General features: G+C 27.6%; 20 protein-coding genes, 1 tRNA gene and 1 pseudogene. 5 read left to right on the forward strand and 17 right to left on the reverse strand.

The annotated features are described in order from the left end of the window. Positions 1 to 53 precede the first annotated feature (53 nt). The 3 genes from ACOQN8_RS00640 to ACOQN8_RS00650 form a co-directional block, all read right to left on the reverse strand. A tRNA-His gene (locus ACOQN8_RS00640) sits at positions 54 to 127 on the reverse strand. Positions 128 to 183: 56 nt separating this feature from the next. Next, the gene (bshB1, locus tag ACOQN8_RS00645; protein WP_420551224.1) at positions 184 to 900 is read right to left on the reverse strand and encodes a bacillithiol biosynthesis deacetylase BshB1; all 717 of its coding nucleotides are present in this window, start codon (positions 898 to 900) and stop codon (positions 184 to 186) included. A gap of 101 nt (positions 901 to 1,001) precedes the next feature. After that, positions 1,002 to 2,411, reverse strand: a complete 1,410-nt coding sequence (locus tag ACOQN8_RS00650; RefSeq protein WP_420552796.1) for an MATE family efflux transporter — start codon at positions 2,409 to 2,411, stop codon at positions 1,002 to 1,004. Positions 2,412 to 2,523: 112 nt separating this feature from the next. Here ACOQN8_RS00650 and ACOQN8_RS00655 point away from each other — a divergent pair, with 112 nt between their 5' ends. Genes ACOQN8_RS00655 through ACOQN8_RS00665 form a run of 3 tightly spaced genes read left to right on the forward strand, consistent with a single transcriptional unit; the run spans position 2,524 to position 4,320 of the window. Then, the gene (locus ACOQN8_RS00655) at positions 2,524 to 3,339 is read left to right on the forward strand and encodes a Rossmann-like and DUF2520 domain-containing protein (RefSeq protein WP_420551225.1); all 816 of its coding nucleotides are present in this window, start codon (positions 2,524 to 2,526) and stop codon (positions 3,337 to 3,339) included. Continuing rightward, on the forward strand, positions 3,323 to 3,850 hold the full coding sequence (locus ACOQN8_RS00660) for a KdsC family phosphatase (protein ID WP_150899777.1): 528 nt from the start codon (positions 3,323 to 3,325) through the stop codon (positions 3,848 to 3,850). The genes ACOQN8_RS00655 and ACOQN8_RS00660 overlap by 17 nt, the downstream gene beginning before the upstream one ends. Before the next feature lie 44 nt (positions 3,851 to 3,894). Then, positions 3,895 to 4,320: a DUF2147 domain-containing protein gene (locus ACOQN8_RS00665; protein WP_150899776.1), complete on the forward strand. Its 426-nt coding sequence runs from the start codon at positions 3,895 to 3,897 to the stop codon at positions 4,318 to 4,320. Positions 4,321 to 4,782: 462 nt separating this feature from the next. On the opposite strand, the gene ACOQN8_RS00670 is transcribed toward ACOQN8_RS00665, so the two are convergent. The 3 genes from ACOQN8_RS00670 to ACOQN8_RS00680 form a co-directional block, all read right to left on the reverse strand. Then, positions 4,783 to 5,157 carry a nuclear transport factor 2 family protein gene (locus tag ACOQN8_RS00670; RefSeq protein WP_420551226.1) on the reverse strand — a complete coding sequence of 125 codons (375 nt, stop codon included), beginning with the start codon at positions 5,155 to 5,157 and terminating at the stop codon, positions 4,783 to 4,785. A gap of 12 nt (positions 5,158 to 5,169) precedes the next feature. Further along, positions 5,170 to 6,201 carry an alpha/beta fold hydrolase gene (locus ACOQN8_RS00675; RefSeq protein WP_420551227.1) on the reverse strand — a complete coding sequence of 344 codons (1,032 nt, stop codon included), beginning with the start codon at positions 6,199 to 6,201 and terminating at the stop codon, positions 5,170 to 5,172. A gap of 517 nt (positions 6,202 to 6,718) precedes the next feature. Beyond that, positions 6,719 to 7,942, reverse strand: a complete 1,224-nt coding sequence (locus ACOQN8_RS00680) for a tRNA modification GTPase (protein ID WP_420551228.1) — start codon at positions 7,940 to 7,942, stop codon at positions 6,719 to 6,721. A gap of 341 nt (positions 7,943 to 8,283) precedes the next feature. Between ACOQN8_RS00680 and ACOQN8_RS00685 the strand changes: the two genes are divergently transcribed. After that, complete coding sequence (locus tag ACOQN8_RS00685) at positions 8,284 to 8,463, forward strand: hypothetical protein (RefSeq protein WP_272149785.1); 180 nt, start codon at positions 8,284 to 8,286, stop codon at positions 8,461 to 8,463. 61 nt (positions 8,464 to 8,524) lie between these two features. On the opposite strand, the gene ACOQN8_RS00690 is transcribed toward ACOQN8_RS00685, so the two are convergent. From ACOQN8_RS00690 to ACOQN8_RS00700, 3 genes are all read right to left on the reverse strand, one after another. Further along, positions 8,525 to 9,520, reverse strand: coding sequence for a hypothetical protein (locus tag ACOQN8_RS00690; RefSeq protein ID WP_420551229.1), 996 nt, complete (start codon positions 9,518 to 9,520; stop codon positions 8,525 to 8,527). Between the two features lie 88 nt (positions 9,521 to 9,608). After that, positions 9,609 to 10,076, reverse strand: coding sequence for a hypothetical protein (locus tag ACOQN8_RS00695; protein ID WP_420551230.1), 468 nt, complete (start codon positions 10,074 to 10,076; stop codon positions 9,609 to 9,611). Positions 10,077 to 10,170: 94 nt separating this feature from the next. Further along, on the reverse strand, positions 10,171 to 10,407 hold the full coding sequence (locus ACOQN8_RS00700; protein WP_272149788.1) for a hypothetical protein: 237 nt from the start codon (positions 10,405 to 10,407) through the stop codon (positions 10,171 to 10,173). A gap of 321 nt (positions 10,408 to 10,728) precedes the next feature. Between ACOQN8_RS00700 and ACOQN8_RS00705 the strand changes: the two genes are divergently transcribed. Continuing rightward, on the forward strand, positions 10,729 to 10,917 hold the full coding sequence (locus ACOQN8_RS00705) for a hypothetical protein (RefSeq protein ID WP_420551231.1): 189 nt from the start codon (positions 10,729 to 10,731) through the stop codon (positions 10,915 to 10,917). A 547-nt stretch (positions 10,918 to 11,464) separates the two neighbouring features. Here ACOQN8_RS00705 and ACOQN8_RS00710 read toward each other — a convergent pair. The 8 genes and pseudogenes from ACOQN8_RS00710 to ACOQN8_RS00745 form a co-directional block, all read right to left on the reverse strand. Next, positions 11,465 to 12,173: pseudogene (locus tag ACOQN8_RS00710) on the reverse strand (hypothetical protein). A gap of 817 nt (positions 12,174 to 12,990) precedes the next feature. After that, positions 12,991 to 14,445: a DUF4135 domain-containing protein gene (locus ACOQN8_RS00715; protein ID WP_420551232.1), complete on the reverse strand. Its 1,455-nt coding sequence runs from the start codon at positions 14,443 to 14,445 to the stop codon at positions 12,991 to 12,993. A 133-nt stretch (positions 14,446 to 14,578) separates the two neighbouring features. Continuing rightward, the gene (locus ACOQN8_RS00720) at positions 14,579 to 14,893 is read right to left on the reverse strand and encodes a hypothetical protein (protein ID WP_420551233.1); all 315 of its coding nucleotides are present in this window, start codon (positions 14,891 to 14,893) and stop codon (positions 14,579 to 14,581) included. A 288-nt stretch (positions 14,894 to 15,181) separates the two neighbouring features. Continuing rightward, complete coding sequence (locus tag ACOQN8_RS00725; protein WP_420551234.1) at positions 15,182 to 16,120, reverse strand: hypothetical protein; 939 nt, start codon at positions 16,118 to 16,120, stop codon at positions 15,182 to 15,184. Between the two features lie 124 nt (positions 16,121 to 16,244). After that, positions 16,245 to 18,155 carry an adenylate/guanylate cyclase domain-containing protein gene (locus ACOQN8_RS00730; RefSeq protein ID WP_420551235.1) on the reverse strand — a complete coding sequence of 637 codons (1,911 nt, stop codon included), beginning with the start codon at positions 18,153 to 18,155 and terminating at the stop codon, positions 16,245 to 16,247. A 55-nt stretch (positions 18,156 to 18,210) separates the two neighbouring features. After that, positions 18,211 to 18,531 carry an NHLP leader peptide family RiPP precursor gene (locus tag ACOQN8_RS00735; RefSeq protein ID WP_420551236.1) on the reverse strand — a complete coding sequence of 107 codons (321 nt, stop codon included), beginning with the start codon at positions 18,529 to 18,531 and terminating at the stop codon, positions 18,211 to 18,213. Positions 18,532 to 18,809: 278 nt separating this feature from the next. After that, the gene (locus ACOQN8_RS00740; RefSeq protein ID WP_420551237.1) at positions 18,810 to 19,955 is read right to left on the reverse strand and encodes a DUF7005 family protein; all 1,146 of its coding nucleotides are present in this window, start codon (positions 19,953 to 19,955) and stop codon (positions 18,810 to 18,812) included. Positions 19,956 to 19,966: 11 nt separating this feature from the next. After that, a complete protein-coding gene (locus tag ACOQN8_RS00745) occupies positions 19,967 to 22,879 on the reverse strand; it encodes an NHLP bacteriocin export ABC transporter permease/ATPase subunit (RefSeq protein WP_420551238.1) in 2,913 nt (970 codons plus the stop codon). Positions 22,880 to 22,881: the final 2 nt, after the last annotated feature.

Genomic DNA, 22,881 nt, shown 5'->3' on the forward strand with positions numbered 1-22,881 from the left:
CTTATCTAGTATTTTAAAATAAAAAAAGCTTTCTCTAAACGAGAAAGCTTTTGGGTGGATGATGGGATTCGAACCCACGACCCTCGGCACCACAAACCGATGCTCTAACCAACTGAGCTACAACCACCATGTGACTTGCGGGTGCAAATATAAGACAGTTTCTCATATCTGCAAAACTTTTTTTTAAATTAATTTACTTAAATTTTCTACCGCCACGTAACGTTCTGAGGTATAACCTTCTGCAAAATCGACTCCAATCAATCTTCCTAAATCTTTTGCTCTATATTCTACACTTTCTGTAAAATTTTTGCTTGTTATTGGTGTTTCTGGCTCATTACTTTTCGGATCAAAGAACTGAGATGAGTATGCTAATACCGATTTTATCTTTTTATCCATGAAACCTGATACATCAATTACAAAGTCTGGCTCAATATTTTTCCATTGAATATAATGATACACTTGCTTTGGCCTCCATTTTTCTTGAGACGTTCCATCGAGTTCAGTTTCTATTTTTAACAATCCGCTTAAAAAACACGCATCAGATACTAACTTACTTCCTTTTGGGTGATCAATATGACGATCATCAATAGCATTACATAATACTATTTCTGGTTTGTACTTACGTATCATCTTTATAACTTCTAACTGATGCTCTTTATCATTCTTAAAAAAACCATCAGCAAAACCTAAGTTTTCTCTTACAGATACTCCTAAAATCTCGGCAGCCTTAGTCGCTTCTATATCTCGTAATTCAGCAGATCCTCTAGTACCTAATTCTCCTCTTGTTAAATCTACAATTCCTACTTTTTTTCCTAAAGAGACTTCTTTTGCTATGGTTGCTGCACAACCTAACTCTACATCATCTGGATGTGCTCCAAATGCCAATATATCTAGTTTCATTTATTCTATATTCTTTTCTTAATTGTTACCTACTATAACAATTGATTTATAAATTTTCTATTCTTTCTATAAACAAGTTTAACTAAAGTATAAAACTCCTTTTACACCTGAACTGTTTTCCATTTTCCTTTTCTAAATAACCAAATACCTATTACTGCAATTAGTACCTCAGCCAATGTTATTGACCAAAACACTCCTTTAGGTCCAAAATCTAAAACAATAGCTGATATATATGCTAAAGGCAATTGGAACATCCAAAAACATATAAAATTGATTAATGTTGGTGTTTTCGTATCTCCAGATCCATTAAACGATTGTATTATAACCATTCCATAAGCATAAGCTATATAACCAGCTGCCATGATTTGTAAACATAAAGCTCCATTTTCTATAACTACTGTACTATCTGAAAACCAACTTAGAAAAGTAGGTGCAAAAAGGATATAAATAAGAGATACTGCTCCCATAAAATAAGCACATAATCTACTAGTAATCCATACTGATTTTTCTGCCCTATCAGGCTGTTTTGCTCCTAAATTTTGTCCTACTAACGTTGCTGCTGCATTACTCATTCCCCAGGCAGGCATTAATGTAAACATCATTATACATATAGCAATGGTATACCCTGCTAAAACTTCACTTCCAAATTTTGCCATTATCCACATTAAAAACACCCAGCTCGATGTACCTATAATGAATTGTCCTATTCCTCCTAATGATGTTTTTACTAAATTAATCATTACTGAAGTTCTGAGTACTAAGTCTTTTAATGCTAATTTTACTTTTCCTGCTCCAAAAAACAGTATTAATAATTGTGCTACCACTGCTACTCCTCTACCTGTTGTAGTAGCAATTGCTGCACCCTCTACACCATAAGCTGGTATAGGACCTAGTCCGAAAATAAAAATAGGATCTAAAATAATATTCAATCCATTAGATAAAATCAATGTCCACATAGCAATAGAAGCATTTCCTGCGCCTCTAAAAATTGCATTGATTAAAAAAAGTAACATTACAGTAATGTTTCCCCCTAATATTATTTGTGTATATCGATACCCTTCTTCTATTAAGGCTGGTTCTCCCCCCATTAATCCTAATATTTCCTTTGGATACAGTATTCCTACAAAACTAATTGCTATAGAAATCGCTATTCCTAAAAATATTACCTGAACAGCTGTTTGATTTGCTCCTTCACTATCCTTTTCTCCTGTTCTTCTTGCTACCAATGCAGTTGCAGCCATACTTAATCCGATAGCTACTGCGTATACTAAAGTTAATACAGACTCTGTAAGTCCTACTGTTGCTACGGCATTTACACTAACTCTTGATACAAAAATGATATCTACTAAAGCAAAAATTGACTCCATCATCATTTCAAGAATCATAGGAATTGCCAACATGAAAATAGCCTTATTGATACTTCCTTGTGTAAAATCTTGTTGTTTTCCGAAAACGGCATCTTTAAAAAGTGAGAATATATTTTGTTTGGTTGTTTGATTGTTCTCTGTCATCATTATTTTTTTTGATATGAAAAATACTCCTTAAAGTATTAAGGATGAAATTGGGGTCGTTATATACGACAAGTCTGAAGTAAAAAACTTAAACAATCATAATACTACAAATATGCAAAAAATATTTTTAAGTAATTTCTCTTCCATAAAAATATATATCTTCGCTATTATGATTCGTGTATGTATTCTTGGAGGAGGCAATGTAGCAACACATTTAGCCAAAGCTTTTTTAAAAGCTTCTAATGTAGAGTTAACGCAAATATATGCGCGTTCTATAGAACAAGTTATCGATTTTAAACATCAAACTTCTATAACGAATTCTTTAGACTTACTTAATGAAGCTGATGTTTATATTATAGCTGTTACTGACGATGCGATTGCAAAAGTTTCTTCTGAATTAACAACAAATAATCAGTTGGTAGTACATACTTCGGGTTCAGCTCCTTTAGACTTACTAAAAAAGCATGCTCGATCTGGTGTGTTTTACCCGCTTCAAAGTTTTTCAAAAGAAAAAGAAGTAGACTTTTCTACGATACCATTTTGTTTGGAAACATCTAATGAAAAAGATTTTCCAATACTTGAACAATTAGCTTCAGCCATAGGAAAAAAAATATATGCTATAAATTCAGAACAAAGAAAAAGATTACACGTAGCAGCGGTTTTTGTAAACAACTTTACCAATCATATGTATAAAATTGGTTCTGATATTTGTACAGAGTATAAAGTTCCTTTTGAAGTTTTACTTCCTTTAATTCAAGAAACTTCAAAAAAAATTATTGAACTATCGCCTGAAAAAGCACAAACTGGTCCTGCCAAAAGAAACGATCAAGATACAATTCAAAATCACTTAGAATTGTTAAATACTGAACAACAAGAAATTTATAAATTAATTACAAAATCAATCCAAAACAATGGAGAAAAGTTATAAAGAAATATTACCTCAAATAGATACATTTATTTTTGATGTAGATGGAGTATTAACCAATGGTATTGTTACAGTTTTTCCTGATGGACAATTAGTACGTCAAATGAATATTAAAGATGGTTATGCCTTAAAAGCTGCTGTTAAAGCTGGTTATAGAGTTTGCATTATTTCTGGAGGTAAAAATGAGGGAGTACGTACTCGTTTGGCTAATTTAGGCATTAGTGATATTTATTTAGGAGCACATGATAAAACAAAACAATTCAATGAATTAGTTGAAAAATACAATTTAAACACAGAAAATGTGTTATACATGGGTGATGATATTCCAGATTTCCCTGTAATGAAATTGGTAGGTATGCCTTGTTGCCCTAATGATGCTGTTAGAGAAATCCAACAAGTATCTAAATATATTTCTGATAAAACTGGTGGAAATGGTTGCGCTCGAGATGTGATAGAACAAGTATTGCGAGTTCAACAAAAATGGGATAGCAATTTTGATGCTCAATACGATTAATTGGAATAATTTTTGAAATTTTCTCTCTATAAAACTTATAAAAAATGAAAAAAATAATTTTTACCTTTTTATGTATCGCTTTTAGTACTTCAATTTTTTCTCAATCTATCTTTGGTAAATGGCAAAATATTGACGAAAAAACCAACAAAGTAGATTCTGTAATTGAAATTTATGAAAAAAACGGAAAAGCCTATGCTAAAATTATAGAGATTACCGATAAAGATAGACAAGAAGCCGTATGTGACAAATGTAAAGGCAAACGTAAAAACGCTCCTATTTTAGGAATGAACATTTTAACTGGATTAAAAAAAGATGGTGATGAATGGTCTGGTGGAAAAATTTTAGACCCTAAAAATGGTAAGGAATATAAATGCTATATAAAGTTAGAAAATAAGAATAAGCTAAAAATTCGTGGATATATAGGCTTTGCCGCTTTTGGTAGAACTGCTTATTGGTATAAAAATAAATAGCTAGTTAATTAAAAAATATTAATAAAGCCTAAATGAAAAATCATTTAGGCTTTATTTTTATAAAATATTTGTAAGTTTCAATCAAAAACCACAACTAATTAAATGAATTTGAATTAATTAAACCTAAAACATTAATTAACATAGGAGCATTTAACCGTGCTCCTTTTTATTTCATATTGAGAATCGTATTTACATTTCTCCCTTGCACTTTTGAATTTTTCTTATTTCATATTCTCTTTTTTCATTCATTTAAACAATATTACTTTAAAGAACTGTACAAACACATTATAAAGCAATGAGATGGTAAATATTTTAATTCAATTCCCTGATTGATTTAAACACTAAAATTTTCTTGAGAAAACAAGCTTCTTATTACTTTAAGAGAAACTAATAATTTGATTAACTCAAGTAAAATAGAACAACTATTTCCCTCATTGCTTACTTTTTCATTAACTAGTTGAACTATTTTAATTCTTCAACTAGTCTTCTTGCTATAACTGTATCGTATATTATTTTCAACTTAGATATTTTATTTTCAGAATCTAATTCAATAATATCAACAACATCAAACTCTACTTTCTTATTATTTTTTAAAGTCCATTCATAAGTAAAATACAGAGCTAAATCATTTGAATCATTTTGTTCAAATATTCCTTTAAGATATAATTTAGAAATTGAAGTGTCATTTTTCAATTCATGATAAAATTGACTTGCCTTTTTTACTCCATAAATAGGTGAATCGACTATTCCATTTTCATTAAACAAACCAATTACCTTTTCAATATCTCCATTTTCAAGATACTCTAAGTATTTATTAGCTAACTCTTTTTTATTCATTTTTATTTGTTTTTATAACTTCTCTTTTAGAATTTCAAATTGTTTTTTCAATATAAATTCATTTCGGTTGTGGCCTGCTCCTTTTATTGTAAAATAACCCTTACGTGGTGCCTTTATTTTTTCAAAATATAATTTACTTATTTTTTCTGATGTTAATATATCTTCTTCTCCTTGCACAATATAAATTGGGACTTTAAACTCTAAAGAATCATTATAAAAATCAAGGTTTTCTACCATAGATTTAACTCTCATCTTTTTATGCCCTGCGAAATATAAAAAAGAATAATCGTCTCCGTAAAACCTATTTTGTTTATCAAGTTTATTATTGTACTCTGGATTTATTTTCCACCAATTATTAGGAATAGGAGTAGAATTTTTACGTTCATATTTTTTCACAATCCTTAACATTTGTCCTAAATCCCTCGTGTTTTCATACGGCGGTTTTCCTAACTGTTTCAGTTTATTTATTGAAATACTATCTTTAGAACTTTCTGCTAATGCTAAAACAGATTTATAAGCATTTAAATAATTTCTTTTATAACCAACAAATTGTGCATTTCCTATATATCCCTTAAATAAACTTGGTTTTGCTTGTACCATTTTTATTCCCAGTATAGATCCCCATGAAGCTCCCATTAATAGTATTTTTTTCTTATTTAAATATTTTATAAGATATTCAGATAACTCAATACCATCTTTTACCATTGTATCTAGTGTAAGTTTATTTTCAATAAAATAATCTTCGTTTACTTCATTTGGTGCATTCTTACCAAATGTTCTTCCTGCTCCTCTTTGATCCCAATTAACCAAAATAAAATCTTTTTTCCATCCTCCATAAATACTATCACAATATGGACTCACAACACTCCCTGGTCCTCCATGTAAAAAAAGAATCACTGGTTTTTCTTTATCCTCCCCTTTAATTGTTATCCAATGTTCTATTCCTCCAATAGCTATATATCTATTCTCGTTAATGGACTTTTTTTGAGCTATTAGATTACTTGATAAAAAAGCAATTAAAATAACTGTATATAATGTTTTCATGTAATAATATTTCCTAAAGGACAATTTTAAAATAGTATTGTTACATCTTAATTACACACACCAACGTAAACACAAAACAAAACACTGAAAACCAACCTCTTAAAGTCAATTTTAATTTTAAAACAGAAAGTATTTGTTTTAGTAACTCTAAAAATTATCTTAAAAAAATGTTAATTATTTAGGGTAAAATTAACCGTAACAGTTTAATTATTGTGTTTCCCTTGAATTAATATAATAGAGGATGCTTCTTCGGAAGCGTTCTTTATTATGCCTACACACTTGTTTCAATCAAAACATTAGGTTAAATCTTAAGGTAAATCAGTTTTTAATAGTTAGTGATAATGCTCCTTTTGGAGCATTTTTTCTTTTTTAGAAATATTTTGTAAGCTTTAAAGTATTTCTCGTCTAAAAATTCGAAATTGGATTGCTAGGGGGCTTTTCATTTTTACATTATGAAGGGAGCATTTTTATGCCCCCTTTTTTTATGCTTCTTTTTCTCCTTAATCATTAAACATTTTTAAAATATTGAATACCCAAATATTACTGATACTGTTTTATAATCTGATGCCCAGAATGTATAAGCATCTAAAATTTCTCTTCTAGTTTGATACCTCACCTCTAAACTATACCTGTCATTATATTTATATCCTAACCCCAAAACAAAGTTTCCTCTTGATTCTATTTCTAACGAATCTAATTTTGACCCATCATTTCTAAAAAATTCTATTGATGAATTTGAAGTTATATCAAAAAGTACAGAAGCATTTACAAATATTTTATAATTGTTTTTCAAGAAAAAATAATGCCTCAAACCTATAGGTAACTCAAAAGAACTATAGTCGGCTTTTGCAATTAATTCTCCTCCAGAAACATTAGTAACACTCATTATTTTTTCTGCTTTAAAACTCTGATAAGTAGGTTCAAATATTACTGTCCATTTGTTTTTATTAAAAGGCAGTATATACTCTCCTTCTAACCCTATTCCAAAACCTAATTTATTTCCAAAATCTATATCTCTAGAATTAATTAATGAATTTTGTATAGATAGTGAAGAACTATTTAATCGAGGTCTAAACGTTAAATTAAACATGTCTCTTTTTTCTTTTTTCTCATAACTTACATATTTTAGATTATTACAGTTATTATACTCTATAAAATAATTAACCAATTCATTTTTTCTATAATCTAAATTTTCAACCTTAATTATTTTAAAACTCGGACATTTTAGGTTTTTCCAAAGTTGTTGTCTAAACCTCTTATTTTCACCTATCTCATCGTCAGTAGTTCTATATCTTTTATAAATTAGCTGTGTTATTTTTGAATTTTCATTACCATAAAAGAACCTTTTTAAATTTCCTTGCGTATATTCATATAAATTGGTTTTACCTTCTACTAACACCTTTAAATAAAGTTCTTCTTTTTTAAAAATAGGACTTCTATCTGTACTCAAATCACTAACATCCTCTTTAGATCTATCAATATCTACAACGCTTCTTATGTATTTTGAAGCATTATAAACACCAAATTCTTTAACCGATTTCATTGTTAATGTTTTTACTTCAGTATTTTCTGAAATCTTATACTCAAAATCAGTTGGATTATTTTTCCAATCAACATTTTTAATTAAACAATTAATTTTTTGATTTGTATTATCGATATAATACCCTTTCTCAAAAGAAATTTGTGAATAGCAATTTAAAGTCAATACAGCTACAAATAAAAATAGCAATCTTTTTTTCATAATATTTTTTGTTTTGTTAAATAAATACAATTAGGAAACTTAATTACTTTTTATCTATTCAAATCTTCCTTTGTATTTTATAAAAATTATCGGCAAATATAATTGGTTTATAATCATATAAAAATATGACTTGATTTAAAAGCTACACTTATTATGTGTTTAGAAAGTGATTTTGTTATCCATTTAAATAATCAACCTCTATTTATTAAATAATTCTATCTATTAAAATTTACACTAAACAAGCTATTTATTTTACGGATTCACCTTACATTTATTATGGTTTTTTCTACCTTAAAAAAAATGTATCTATCTAAATTTGAGAAACTTTAATTTTTACAACTATGTTAAAAAACATTTCAAAATTAGGTACTCCCCTAAACAAAAAAGAACAAAAAACTATTAATGGTGGATTTAGATGGTCTCAATGTGGACGTAGAATGTGTTGTGCAAGATTTCCAAATGGTGAAATATTTAGGGAGCCATGTTATTGTGATTCATGGGGACATTGTACCTTACTATAATTAATAATCAAACTGCTGAAGTTCTTGGTTACAAACTTCGGCTGTTTAACTTCTTGCTACTTTAATCATATAGTTTTTTCAGATCAAACTTTTCTATTAAATATTTATCTTTCCAATCTTTATTAACATATTCTATTATAAGAGCTTCTGCAAATCCTATATCATAAACAGTTATTCTCTTTTCCTTTGAAAGCTTCATTTTTTTTACGTTTTCTAGATGTCGAGTATAAAACTCTTTTAAATACACTTCATAAGCTACAAAGTCTTTTAAATTTAAAACTTCTTTTGATGATTCAAAATCTTGCAATAATCTCAAAAATGCATATTCAGTATATCTAGCAATTCCTTCTTGGTACCATTGAAAAGAAATATATTTATAATCATCTTCTCCCAGAGACTCTTTAAATTCTTTTCTCTTATCTATATACTGCTTATATATCTTCTCCCAATTTTTATTATTTCTTGCTTCTACTGCTTTTATTAAAAACTCAGTATACTTTTCATAATATTTGTTTACATCTAAATCTTCATAAGGAAATGGATAATTTAATTGCCACATTCCAGTTGTATCTCCTTTTGAAATCCCTAATGCTAATGCTTCTTTATGATAATTATGTGAACTATATTGATACTGATGAAAACGTTCGTGTAGCAAAGTAATAATCCATTCAGTAGAATTTAACCCAGTGTTCTCTGGTGTTCCAATAACAATACAATTTACTCCATTAACAGCAGGAAAAGTTGCTAGAAAACGTTTATTAAACTGTTTCTTTCTAACATAAACTTTAATTTCTAAAATTTTATCTATACCTAATAATTTAAAATCGTTTGTAGGATTAGGATGATTGATCAAATACTCATATTTATCTGTAACTAATACGATTGTAAAAGGTGATTTATTAAAACCTTCCCAAATAGAATCTCCATAAGTTTCTGAAATTCTTATTGCTTCTTTTATTCTAATTCTATCTTCAAATCTAAAGTTTAGTTCAGACTCGGGTTTTATTGAAGTAAAAATAATCGTACAAAAAACTATAATTATCCTTAATACATCCATTATTAACTTTTTAGTGTTTTATAAAGGACTGATAATAATTATTGATGTTGCAAAAACTAGTATATCCCTCGTTAAATTATTTGATGCATTAAATTAAAATTAGCGCGCAAATCCATACCGCTATAACAAACAAATTAAAAAAGATTAAATTTAGTCGAGCATTTTCAGTTATCTTCTTAGTTATATTCACATAAACAATTGAAATCATTATAACCCCATTAAACAAAATCAATAAAAGCTTATTAAAACCATTAAACCCTGAAGCCAAATCTACTTTTATATTTTCAGATGTTATTACTGTTTTTACTGTTTTAAAAAGCGGACTTACTGTTAATTTTATCTTAGGTGATTCTATTTTAGTTTCTATAGTAGAAAACTTTAAATCTGTAGCTGTTGTATACTTATAACCAATACTTTTATTAGCCCTTACCGAATTATCCTGTGATGTTTGTGGTGTTTTTATAAAGCTAACATAAGAAATTGAATCGTTTAGAGTTACCTCTGGTAAAAGAAAAAAATCTGCTAAGAAAAGAATGGTTATTAATATTGGTTTCAATAAAAAAATTGTAAACTTTTTTTTAAAATCTTTTTTAAAAAACAGATTAATCTTTCCAGATACTTCATTTATATGCATAATAATTCAATTAAACCTATCTAATGTTTTTTAACATTCTGATACACATAGCAGCTGTTTGTATCAATTCTTTTTCAACTTCTTCTATTTTTCCTCCTTCATATTCAAACTGCAATGCCGCTCTAGTTGCTTCTCCTGACTCTTCATTTACTATCGCTATTTGATGCAATATATCTTTTGGCCAATTTGGATGCTTTGTTTCTGCTTTGCCTAACTCTTCTTTTATTTTAGTTATTGCTAAACTTTCAGTCATAATTTGTTTTATTATTTTTACTTTATGGAAAATTGCTACGACCAACTAAATATAAAGTTTATTGAAACCAAAAAGCCTTCTTTCTTTGTTAAATTAATTTCTTTAAGCTTAATTTTAATTTTCTTTCTTATTCCTTTATCACGAATTGTTCTTGATTTTTCAACCTGCTATTGTTATGAGACCTTACCTGGTTTTAAAGGTTGTATTTTTACTGGCAATGTAAATTGTCTCTGTTTTTAATTCTTAAATTACTTCTAAACTTTACATTCTAAATATTGTAACATTTTCTATTTTTATTCAACTAATAGAAAACAATTCACTATGAAAAGATCAAAAATTATTATATTATTTATTTTAGGGTTAATCTCAATATCATTTTCACAAATATTAGTACACTATTTTAATATTTCTGATTTGTTAAAAGGTGTTTTTATTGGATTTGGAATTGGACTATTAATCACATCTATAAAATTTTTCAATTTAAACCTTCAAGTTAAAAAACAATTATAGAAACTGTTTTTAACACTTTTATCCTCTTTTTATATTTTACGGTTTTGCCTTACTTTTTTTATGGTTTTTTACCCTACTATAATAGTGAAGAATCATATTTTCGCCGATTATGTGTTATGGGGATGACACTTGTAATGAATAATAAAAGGGGCTTCAGAAATGAGTTCCTTTTTTACTTTACAACTTGTTAATATTTATTCCTTAACATTATTACAGACGAGTATAATCTATACAATATCACCCACACTCAATATCTACTTGTTTTTCAACACTATAAAGAAACTCGATGAATCTTCCCTTCATTTATAAAAAGAATTTCATGTTTTTAATTTTACTCTGTACCCTCAATTATCATCAATGATTACCTATTAAATTTTAACTATTTTTTTGAAATTTTTAACTTTATTTATTTAATATCAATATCTAGATTTGCTTCAAATAATTCATTGTGTTAGTCCCCTATTAAGACCTCGACATCCCCTTTTGTTGAGGTCTTTTTTTTTATGATTTTTTAACCCTTATTTCTCACACAAAAGCAACTAATAAATTAATTACTTTTTCTCTTCAATCTATTCAAAGTTTTTGATGATGTAAACCACAAAAAGAAACCACTTAAAACAGTTATTAAACCAAAAAATGAAAATACTCTTAGCAAGATAGTGTTAAAATTATCTCTACTTTCATAATCCATTGTATGAGTCATCCATAAAAAATCAAACCAGCGCCAATTTCGATGCCTAACTGTTTGAAACTTTCCATCAATAATGGAAATATATGCCTTTATAGCTTCATCTGATTTATAAGAAATAACATAAGCAGGTAGTATTTTTTTTCTGTATTCATGATGCTTATTAGTTTTACTTATTAATTCTATTGACTCCTCTTTTAAATTACTATTCATATGTTTTTTAGCTATGAACAGAGCTTCTTCTTTATTTATTCTTTTCTTTTGGATTACCATTATAAGCATTGTATAATTTAGTTTTATTTATCCAGTAATAAGGAGTATTATTAATATCTCTTATTTCAATAGCATAAACACCTTGTTCTATTTTAAGATCTGAAGGACTAATCAAATTATTAAAAGTTTTAGGTATATATTCTAAGTTTTTCAAATGATCTCCATGAATATTATTCAAATCTGTCCAACTGAAATACATTCCACTTATAGTCCAAAATAAAAATTGAACTCCCAATATAATTCCTAAATATCTATGGGCTTTTCTAATTTTTAATTTTACTTTTCTTTTTTTCATTTAGTTTGAAATATTTTGTATAAATCTAAAAATAAGCTCTTTTAAAAACAAAGCACCTGAAGTTTCTTTCCAGCTAAATATTCTTGCTATAAATTTTACATCTCTAATCCAAAGAATAGAATAAGGAAAGTTAATAAACTTCAATTTTATATTTACATAATCCCTATTTTTTCAATATTATTTTTTCTTTCTTTTATTAAATATTAACATTTTTAGGCAACCTTATTTAATTATTGAGTATCTTTATTAGGCAATGAGGATATAGTTATATTTAAATTCGGTCCCCTGAATGAAATAAACTACAGAAGTTTTTTTATATCTAATTTTGCCATCGAAATCAAAAATTAGCTTAGAAAACTTCATTGAGGAATTTTATAGGTCAACATGAATTAACCTTTCGTAAGATATATAATTAGACTCCTCATTGTTTTTATACACCGAGATATCTTATCCTATTTTCGTTTAAATTGTAGCTAAAGCTACTTCACCGAAACTTAACTACTCTTTATCTAATTTTTAAAACAATAACCTTTTATCCTAATTATATTTGAAGTATAAATAAAGATTTTGTTTTTTTCATTATATAGTTAGATTGATTAGTTAGTTTTAAGAAAAGAAGTATCCTTGATGGCAGATTACTTCTTTTCTTTTTTATTTGAAGTAAAAAAGGTTGGGGGCTATGATATTATATAAATCATAAAAATTTGGGTATATTATTGATTAATTTGATTTTTCAAATCTTATCAAACTCATAATAAAGTAATTATAATTAAGTTAATTAGTTTTCCACAGCAGTTTTCTTTAAAAAATACTTAATTTAATTTTCTACACTTACTTTAATTAATTTTTTCTGAAACTCTAAATCTTCTAAAGAAAACTTGTTAAGTTTTCTTTCAAAATTTTCTATACAACTTAACTCAAAGAAATTCTTAATAACTCCAAACTCAGTAGTTAAATCTCTTGACGATGAATTAATTTCAAAATAAGGAATATCTCCTCTTAACATTTGCACTATCTCATGCTCTAAAATATTTAACAATTCAGAATCTTTAGGAACTCTTTTAAATGCTATTGATAGATATTTTCTAATACTTTGTTTGTATAAATCTATATCTTTCAAATTTTTAGGAAGTCCCATATATTTTAAAATCTTAGAATAAACATGGGTTGATCTCCAAGCAAAACGTATAGGAATATTTTCAAAACTTTTAAGTGGTGACTCTTTTTCAAATAATAAAAAGCTTTTTTTATTTAATAAAAGTTGATAACACTCTTCAAATCCAATAATAAAATCTTCTAAATAGTTTTCTAAAAAAATTTCTTTACCATTTAATATCGGAACATTTTTTTTAACAAAATCATATCTTAAATTCTTGGTAATCATTTTCCAGTCTTTTGTAAAACGATTTTCTCCAACCTCAACATTAGCATAAGTATAAGTTTGCTTTGAATACCCCAAACCACACAAACCTATAGGTAATAAACCTTCAACTTCTTTATTTGGTAATAAAAAGCTATCGAAAATTGTATCTTCATTATCCAAATCAATTTGCTTGAAAAAAGGTATTAAAGCCTTAGAAGCTTTTGGATTCATTATTGCTTCATGATCAATAAGTATAGGTGTAGAGGCACGTGCTATTACATTATCTGCATGATAGTCTCTTGAATTTAACAAATATAAAATACATAACAAACTACCAGCTCTCCTATAAAAAACAGAAACTTCTTTTTCTGTTTTACATTGCTTTTCTTTTACAAACATTTGCCAATGGTAATCTTTATGATTAATTATCTCATATTTATATTGCCCCAAATCAATATAATTATTTATCCAATCTAAAAAGGTAAAGTATGAATGTGAGATTTGCCCATCTGTAGGTTTAAAAACTAATTTTTGATTATTGCTACATGTAACTATAGAAGTTGATGCACTATTATGAAAATCTCCTGCCATATTTACATCTTCTACTAAGTCATTATTAGAAGAAATCATCTTCTTAGAAGTCAATACTAATTTATCTTTACAAAATTTATTATTAATATCTCTCAAATTAGAATTCACTTTATTTTTCTCATTAAAATAACTATTCTTTAATACAGGATATTTTTTAAAAATAGGTTGATTATTATTTTTCAACAGCTCTTCAATAACAAACTCAGAATCCTTAGCTAGGATATTATTTTCTTTTAAATAAGAAATCAATACTCTTTCATTTGATTTCACCAAAAAATCTTGCACTTTATTCTGTATCCTTTCTGAGATCATATTCATAATATTCTATTAACAATTAATATTTGACTCAATGTTTTGTTTTTTACTTTTTGAAATTAATTATAAAACTTTTACAATCAAAAAACACCATTTACACAACGTATAAATGGTGTTTGATGTTTCATTAAAAGAATTAAAATCTAATATTAATAGAAACAGTAATCCAACAATCTTTTCCTCCACTAACAAGTTCCAATTGCTCTTCTGTTAACTCAAGATCTTCTGCATTTTCATTTACAGGAATATTGACATATACAGTACTTGGATCAGACTGATCTGTAACTACCAATTTGAAACCTTGTAAATCAAACTCTTTTCCTGCTAATTTTTCAATAGTTCCTTTAGGATCTGCAACTAATTGATTTTTAAATTCACGATCCTCATGCGCTCTTTCGATTAACTTTCTGAAGTTTTCTTGATCTTTTTGTGGAAAATTTGTAATATCCATTTTTCTATAGTTTTAAGTTAATAATTATGTATTCAAATTCTTCAAAAGACTCCTAGATTACCTTTAAAAAAACTAATTCTTTTTATTGACTATCTAGCTATTTCCTTTTGTTGTATACAAATTAAGCGCAATGTTTTTTGTTAAAAATGCCAAAAATGCTGACGAAATTTTTTTACTTAAATAAATTGTTTTTTATAGTGATTTTTATAGCCTATAAATACTATAACAATGTTCTTAGATTTATAAACATTTTGAATAGTCGTTTGACAAATGACAATGCATAAGTTATTAGCTTACTAAACTTGCTTTGAGCTGTATTCCTTCTTTTTGGATTCTATTTTTTAGATAATGTTTAAATATTCGAAGATCGTATCTTTTATTCTCAGATTCTAAAAAGGCAAAATATCTTTCACTAAATGAATCCGTTTCTGCATTCTTTTGATCTATGCAGCTATTTAATTTTATCCAACAATCTATTTGCTGAGCAATATGGGTAGATTTATCTTCAATATTTATATTAGAAAACAATAACTCTACTCCATTTATATTAAATTGATGGATATTCATTATGGTTTCACTTATAATTTGAATTAACATGGAATATCTATACTCAAATGGTATTTTCTTAAAACTTGAAATATTAAATCCAGGACAAACCTTGGGTTGTATAAAATTTGCAAACAGATTAATGTTTTCTAAAGTTATATTATACCATTGTTCAATTTCATTGTTTACTAAATGTACTTTGGCCAAATTTTGTATCAACTTTTGCATATGTATCCCTATAAAATGTATATAAGGCAAGTATTCTCGATTTTGTAAAAGAACTATATAATTTATACCTCTTTTAGTAAGTTCAATAGCACTTTCTTTGTTTTGCAATTTAAATTCCAAATAAGATTTTTTAGCCATTGCATTTACCTGACAATATTCATAAGCAAAACTATTAGGTTTAAATGTTGAATTTAAGAGATCATCAGCTTTATTAAATACCTTTCTTGATTTGATATTCATTTTTATCCTACACCAAAGAAACCCCTTGTAATACTCTTTTCCTAAATCTTTTATTTTTAAATAATCTGACTTACTTACATTAGCGAAAGCTATCTTATCATCCAAGATTTCAAAATCTTTTTCTGAAATAAAACTATTACGTGTAGGATTATTTTTTTCTTTAGAGTCTTTTATTTTGTGTGAGTTTTTTATTGGCTGTTCAATAATTTTCATAATTTCAAAACGATTAATTTTTTATTGTATAGATAATTGAAGAAAATTAAGGTAATGTTACTTGTTGAAAGTGTCTAAATAACTGATAAAACTGATTTATTAAAAATAATCTATGTATGCTATTTTAGATTTTATCTTCTAACATAACAAAATACATTTTTAACTCTCCTTTACCTTTAGCCGTTATTTTCCCTCTATATTCAAAAGTTAAATTAGGTTCTTGTTTTACCAGTTCGTAGGTATTACTGCTAATATTAACCTTTCCAACTTCCCCATTACTTTCCATACGACTAGCTATATTTACAGTATCTCCCCAAACATCATACTGAAACTTTTTTACCCCTACAATACCTGCTATGATTGGACCAACATGAATACCAACACGCATGTCAAAAGCTGGTTTATTATGTATAATGTTTTCTTGTTTTCTTTTTACGATAAAATTTTGCATATCAATAGCAGCTAAAATGGTTTTTTTAACGGCATCAGCGTCTGGTTTAGGTAAACCACCCGCAGCCATGTATGCATCTCCAATTGTTTTAATTTTTTCAATTTGATAATACTCTATGATTTCATCAAAGGCTTTAAAACAAATATTAATCTCTTCTACAAGTTCCTGTGGTGTTAAATGAGAAGCCGTTTCTGTAAACGATTTAAAATCTGTAAATAAAATGGAGGCTTTATCAAAATCTTGGGCATCTACGTAACCTTTCTGTTTAAGCTCTTCAGCAACTTCTTCTGGCAAAATGTTGTGCAATAAATGTTCTGATCGATCTTTTTCAACTTGTAAACGTGCCTTCGATTTTTTTACAAATCGTAACCTACTAAAAATTCCAATTGCTGAAAGAAATGCAAAGCAACCTATCAACATGAAAATGTTACGTTGACTTTCCTTTTTTTGAACTATTTTTTGGTGTAATAATTCTGCTTTTCGTTCTTTTTCAACATGTGCAATACTATCGAGAAGCATTTCTTTTTCAAACTGCATGTTAAGTATTTTATCAGAAGTTTGTTTTAGGTTTAAACTATCTTTCAACACATGCATTTGTTCATTATACTTTAAAGCAGCAAATAAATTATTTGTTGTTTTATATGCATCATATAAACATTTACAAGCCTCCTCTTGAATTGAAATAGCATTTATTTTTTTTGCTATTTCTAATCCTCTTTTGCATTTTTTTATCGCTTCAAATTTTTTATTCAGTTTTAGATCTATATTTCCTAAAGCAATAAGGTTCGAACTTTCGTAGAGGTTATTGTTTATTTCTTTTGAAAGTTTTAAAGATGTTCTATAATTGATTAATGATTTTTGATAGTTTTTTTGCAACTCATATAATTTACCTAAATTAAATAATACCTCTATTTGAACTTGTTTTTCGTTTTTACTTCTTGATATTTTCAATGACTTTTTAAAATTACTTAAAGCTTCATCATAATTTTTCTCTTTTAAGTTGACATCTCCTATGCTATTTAAAACTTTAGAAAGCGATTTCATTTCCTTTTTTTCACTATAAACTTCTTTTGCTAATAAAAAGTTTCGCTTAGCATTATGTAAATCATTTAATTCTAAATAAATCCCTCCTATATTTTGAGTAGCAAAAGCAATTTGAAGTTTATTATTAAGCCCATCTTGAATATTTAAGGCTTTTTTATAATAGTCCAAAGCCTTGGAATAATTCCCTAAATAATAATATATAGCACCAGTATTATTAAGTGATGAAGCTACTCCTTTTAAGAAATTCGATTTTTTAAAGTATTCTATACTTTTTGTATAATTAGAGAGCGCATTTGAAAACTCTCCTTGGTAATAATATGTTGTTGCTATTTTACTGTAACAATTTCCTATAAATTTATTATTCCCTAAATTTTTATAAATAGTTAGACTTTTTTCAAGATGATTACGAGCTACTTTAAAATCTCCCTCTTTTAAATACTTTCTACTTGTTTTAAGTAAACTATCTGCAAGGTTTTTTTGATTTGTTTGCCCTAAAACAGGAATATTACATAACAAAAAACAGAGAAGTATTGTTATCATTAGATACTTCTCTATAATAATATATTTAAATGATTTTTTCACTTAATTCGTTTCTTTAACCTCCCACTATACCCGAAAGAGGATCATCTATTATTGGAGGTGTTGGATTGCCTCCACCTGCTACAATCTCTAACTGTTCCTCTGTCAATTCCATATCATCCATATTTGGCTCTGCAGGAATGTTAATATATATAAATGACGAGTCCGTTTGATCACGAACAACAATTGTTTTACCTTCAGGAACTTTTACATTTTCTCCTGTTAAATTTTTGATAGCATCTATAGGGTTTTCAATTAAGTGCTTCTTAAAACTATTGTCTTCCCACGCTTTGTGAATAATTGTTTGCAATAATTTCTGTTCTCTAGTAAGCTTCATAATTTATAATTATTAAAATTTATGCAATAAAATTACACTTTTGGGTAGGTAAGAAAACGTCAAAAAGTCTGATAAAAATGCCTAAAAAGATAGTTAAGTCTATTAATTTTAATACTCACAGTTAAGTTTTACTTTCCTTAAAATAAACTTAACTACATAGAGTATTATAATTCAAAAATTATAATTACACATAAAAAAGAAAAACTATAAGAAATATACTACTGTGACTTTACCTAGTCTCAGAGTTTCTTCAATATAAGTGCTACAGAACAAATTTGTTAGGAGAAAAAAGTTGTGCTTTGGCTATAATTTTTACTATTATAATTATTAATTAATGCTTCTACACCTTTATGCGAAGCCATTGTAATTATACTTACTTCACAAATACTTTTAATTCTGTTTAAATAGTCATTCGAGTTTTTTATTTCTCCTAAAATATCATCAAAATTTGCAATAGTTTCACTTATTCTTTTGACCAATAATTTTAGTCCGTTAAATGACTCTTCTGAAAGAGAAATAGGTTGTTGATAGTTTTGTAAACGTCCACCTAACCTATACTTTGGATATGCTTCTAATCCCATGAAGTTTAAGAACCATTCTTTATTAAAATTACCTAGTACTCTCGTTATCCCTGCATAATCGGCTATTATTTCATCATGAATATTGTTTGCCATTCTCCCATAATATTGTAAAGTAAATAAATGTACACATTCATGCTCTCTTCTAATTATTAAAGATGATGATTTCCATTCTTCATCAGAAATTCCTAGCTGTTTACTTTTTATTCCACTATACCCTTTACCACTCAGTACTATAAGTTTATCTTTAAATAAATATGGATTGGGTAATATATCTGTTTTAAACGCTTGTTTCCAATTCCCTAAAGGATTTTTCTTTAACCAACTTGATTTTAGTTTATGTATTCTATCCCAATTATTGATACCATTAATAAACAAAGCTCCCATAGAATTTGGTAACTTTTTAGGTTCATTTTTATTAGATAATGCACAAATTACTGTGGTAAAATCTTCTTCATTAGGAACTATAATAACAGGAACTTTACCTACTATAGGACTCTCGTATAATTCAAAAACAATATCATCAGCTTTATTTAACTCTAAAAAACCATCGCTTTGTTTTTGTCTACCTCTCAAAGTCACATTTTTATATTCCTCAGTTTTTGATATATTTTTCTTAACTGGGAATTGCAACTGAACTAGGTATTTTTTCAAAGTATTAAAACAGCCTATTTCTACTGACTCTTTCTTATAATCTTCCCAAACTTTAATAAACTCATTATTATAGGAACTTGCTTTTTTGTCTATAGAATTAAATTTATTTTTAGTGTATACTATTAATTCATCTACAGCTTTTTCACTTTTGACAAATTGTTTTAGGAATAATCGTTTATCATTTTCGTTCATTCTTTATTTTTTTATGCAATTTGTCTTTTTGCTAAACTAGTAAAAACACCATTCTTATCCATTAATTCTTCATAAGTACCAGACTCTACAATGGCTCCTTTGTCTAACACATAAATTCTATCTGCATTTTTTACAGTACTCAAACGATGTGCAATAACAATTCTAGTTGCTTGTAGTTTATCTAAACTCTCTGAAACTATGTTTTGAGTTTTATTATCTAAAGCACTCGTTGCTTCATCCATGAAAAGTAATCTAGGTTTGTGAACTATCGCTCGAGCAATCATTAAGCGTTGACGTTGTCCCCCAGAAAAAGTTCCAGCTCCTTCACTTATTACTGTATGCATTTGCATAGGCATTTGTTTAATATCTTGTTCCATACCAGCCAAACGAGCAGCTTCCCATGCATCATCTAAAGTAAGTTCAGAATTCCCGACAATATTTTGATAAATACTTCCTGACATTAATGCTCCATTCTGTAACACTACGCCAATCTGTTGTCTAACCAATTCTTTATTCATAGAATCAAATGCATCATTATCATAATAAATGGATCCATTTTCAGGTTCTTCAAACCCTAACAATAAACGCATGATAGTAGATTTACCTGAACCTGAAGTTCCCACAAAAGCAACCATTTCTCCTCGATTTATTTTAAAAGAAACATCGTTTAAAACTAAGGGTTGATCTTCATGATATCGAAATAGAACAGAATTCATTTCAATGTCACCAATCAATTCTCCAGGATCAGTACTTTGTTCAGAAGACTCTGGTATTTCTTCTAAAATAGGCTTAACTCTCTCATAAAGTGTTATTACTTTCAAAGAGGTAATTAGAGCCATACTCATTTTTAAACAGTCTTTTAAAAATTGATTAAAAGCACTAATAAATGCCATAAAAGCTCCTACAGAAATCATTGTTCCAACAACCGTTGCGTTACTTACTGTATAATAAATAAAAGCAAAAAAGAAAATACTTGTAAATAACGGATAAGAACTATTAAAAACCTCAACAAAATTTTGATAACTTCCAGAACTGAATCCTAGTTGCTTTAATCTTGAAAATTTTTCTGCCCATAAAGTGAATATTCTTTTTTCTCCTCCTGTAATTCTTATTTTAGAAATTCCTGATAAAAACTCAAATAAGAATCCCTGTAGATCACCTTGAACATCTGAAATTTGACGATCATATTTTAACTTTAACCAACCTATTATAGTAATAAACATTATAGCTAATACAGCTAAACCAACACCAATCCATGCTAAATCAGAGTTGTAATAAAACAACAACACCAAATTTACAAATGAAAAACTTCCACTTAAAAAAGCTGTCAAAACAGTATTGGATAATATTTGACGTATAGCATTAATACTTAAAGCTCTATTGGTTAAATCTCCAGCTGAAAATTTCTTATAAAAAGTAACTGGTAATCTTAATAAATGATCAATAACACCAGCTTGCATATTTATACTTGATTTAGTTTCTACTCTAAGCTGTAAAACCCCTTGAACTAGTTGCAGTCCAGCAGTAACCAAACCAAGAATGAGCATAATAGCAAATACTTCAAAGTGTAATGATTTATCGGCAGTTGGAATAACATCATCAAACACAACTCCTGATAATATAGGGACTAACAATCCTATTAAACTTCCAAAAAAAGCAGCTAACACTAAGTATTTTAAATCTTTCTTAATGCCTTGAGAAACAAATTTAGCTATCCTTTTTACAGATGTCATTGTATCATTAAACCCATAGAAAAACATATAACTAATTGGCTCTAATTGTTCTACTACCTCATAATTTACTAGATGTTCTTCCCCTTTAGACACATCTTTTAAAATATAACTTGTAGAAGTATTCTGTATAAGTGCCACTGGTCTTTTATCTTCTTTATAAAATGCTAACAAGTGTCCGTTTTCTTCTTTCCACCAAGTTCCTCTTAAAATTATTTTTCTAACTCTGACTTTTGAAGCTTGTGCTATAGCAAACAGTTGATTTTTAGTACTATTCTTGTAAGATTCCATATATTTTGGAGCCTCAAACTTAAAACCTACCTCATTACCTATTAGTTTACAAGTTGCGTACAAATTACTATCCAACTCCTTACTTTTGGACGATGAGAATAATACTTTATCCTTTTTTCCTATTACAATGGTTCGTAATTGCTCAAGTGTTTTAGTTAATTTAGATTCTTCAAAAGTTACTTTGTCAATAATACGATTTTGTTCTTCTCTTAGTGCTAATTCAGAATTTTCAATTAATTTAGTGTATAAATGATCTTGCAAATCATTTAAAGATAGCATAAAATATATTTCATCTTTAAGTATTTCTCTTGTACTTAAAGTTTTAAGTCTACTCCCTTTTTCAAGTGTTTTTATCCATAAACTGTTTGAAACAGCGAATGGGTAACTTGGTTTTTCTTCTGAGTTGATATGCTTATTATCTGTATACTTTAAAATTACTCCTTCTGTTACGAAACACCATACAATACCTTTATTAGGAAAAGCTATAGTTTCCTTTTTTAAAACAACAGATTCTGATGGTGTTAATACTTCGTACAACCTAGGCACTATAACATTTTGTATAACTTCTGCAGTTTTCAAAACCCATTTATCAATCATACTTTTTAAAAAGAAATGATCAATTTCTAATAATTTATTTTTATTTATAGCTAATAAAGAAGCTCCTTTACTTACAATAAGTAATTTAATATTGTCTTCTTTCACCATTCCTGTTAGCAAGCTAAATAATATTTCACCAGATTTAGCACTGTATAAATATTTTAGTTTACTTAAATATGCCCCATTTTCACCTATGGTTGTATAAAACACATCTACCTCACCTGATGTTATCATCCAAAATCGATCATTCTCATTGAGGATTAATGATTGATTGGCATCTAACCTTATTTTTTTCTTTTCAAACATAT

This window comes from Tenacibaculum aiptasiae (genome assembly GCF_965221665.1).
GTDB classification, from domain to species: Bacteria; Bacteroidota; Bacteroidia; order Flavobacteriales; family Flavobacteriaceae; genus Polaribacter; species Polaribacter aiptasiae.

Excerpts from the sequence above, each read along its gene's own strand:
- ACOQN8_RS00690 (WP_420551229.1), bottom strand. The coding sequence starts at position 9,520 with ATGGATGTATTAAGGATAATTATAGTTTTTTGTACGATTATTTTTACT.
- ACOQN8_RS00660 (WP_150899777.1), top strand. The coding sequence starts at position 3,323 with ATGGAGAAAAGTTATAAAGAAATATTACCTCAAATAGATACATTTATT.
- ACOQN8_RS00735 (WP_420551236.1), bottom strand. The coding sequence starts at position 18,531 with ATGAAGCTTACTAGAGAACAGAAATTATTGCAAACAATTATTCACAAA.
- ACOQN8_RS00670 (WP_420551226.1), bottom strand. The coding sequence starts at position 5,157 with ATGAATAAAAAAGAGTTAGCTAATAAATACTTAGAGTATCTTGAAAAT.
- ACOQN8_RS00685 (WP_272149785.1), top strand. The coding sequence starts at position 8,284 with ATGTTAAAAAACATTTCAAAATTAGGTACTCCCCTAAACAAAAAAGAA.
- ACOQN8_RS00745 (WP_420551238.1), bottom strand. The coding sequence starts at position 22,879 with ATGTTTGAAAAGAAAAAAATAAGGTTAGATGCCAATCAATCATTAATC.
- ACOQN8_RS00675 (WP_420551227.1), bottom strand. The coding sequence starts at position 6,201 with ATGAAAACATTATATACAGTTATTTTAATTGCTTTTTTATCAAGTAAT.
- ACOQN8_RS00700 (WP_272149788.1), bottom strand. The coding sequence starts at position 10,407 with ATGACTGAAAGTTTAGCAATAACTAAAATAAAAGAAGAGTTAGGCAAA.
- ACOQN8_RS00650 (WP_420552796.1), bottom strand. The coding sequence starts at position 2,411 with ATGACAGAGAACAATCAAACAACCAAACAAAATATATTCTCACTTTTT.
- ACOQN8_RS00665 (WP_150899776.1), top strand. The coding sequence starts at position 3,895 with ATGAAAAAAATAATTTTTACCTTTTTATGTATCGCTTTTAGTACTTCA.
- ACOQN8_RS00715 (WP_420551232.1), bottom strand. The coding sequence starts at position 14,445 with ATGAATATGATCTCAGAAAGGATACAGAATAAAGTGCAAGATTTTTTG.
- ACOQN8_RS00740 (WP_420551237.1), bottom strand. The coding sequence starts at position 19,955 with ATGAACGAAAATGATAAACGATTATTCCTAAAACAATTTGTCAAAAGT.
- ACOQN8_RS00680 (WP_420551228.1), bottom strand. The coding sequence starts at position 7,942 with ATGAAAAAAAGATTGCTATTTTTATTTGTAGCTGTATTGACTTTAAAT.
- ACOQN8_RS00705 (WP_420551231.1), top strand. The coding sequence starts at position 10,729 with ATGAAAAGATCAAAAATTATTATATTATTTATTTTAGGGTTAATCTCA.
- ACOQN8_RS00725 (WP_420551234.1), bottom strand. The coding sequence starts at position 16,120 with ATGAAAATTATTGAACAGCCAATAAAAAACTCACACAAAATAAAAGAC.
- bshB1 (WP_420551224.1), bottom strand. The coding sequence starts at position 900 with ATGAAACTAGATATATTGGCATTTGGAGCACATCCAGATGATGTAGAG.
- ACOQN8_RS00730 (WP_420551235.1), bottom strand. The coding sequence starts at position 18,155 with ATGATAACAATACTTCTCTGTTTTTTGTTATGTAATATTCCTGTTTTA.
- ACOQN8_RS00720 (WP_420551233.1), bottom strand. The coding sequence starts at position 14,893 with ATGGATATTACAAATTTTCCACAAAAAGATCAAGAAAACTTCAGAAAG.
- ACOQN8_RS00655 (WP_420551225.1), top strand. The coding sequence starts at position 2,524 with ATGCAAAAAATATTTTTAAGTAATTTCTCTTCCATAAAAATATATATC.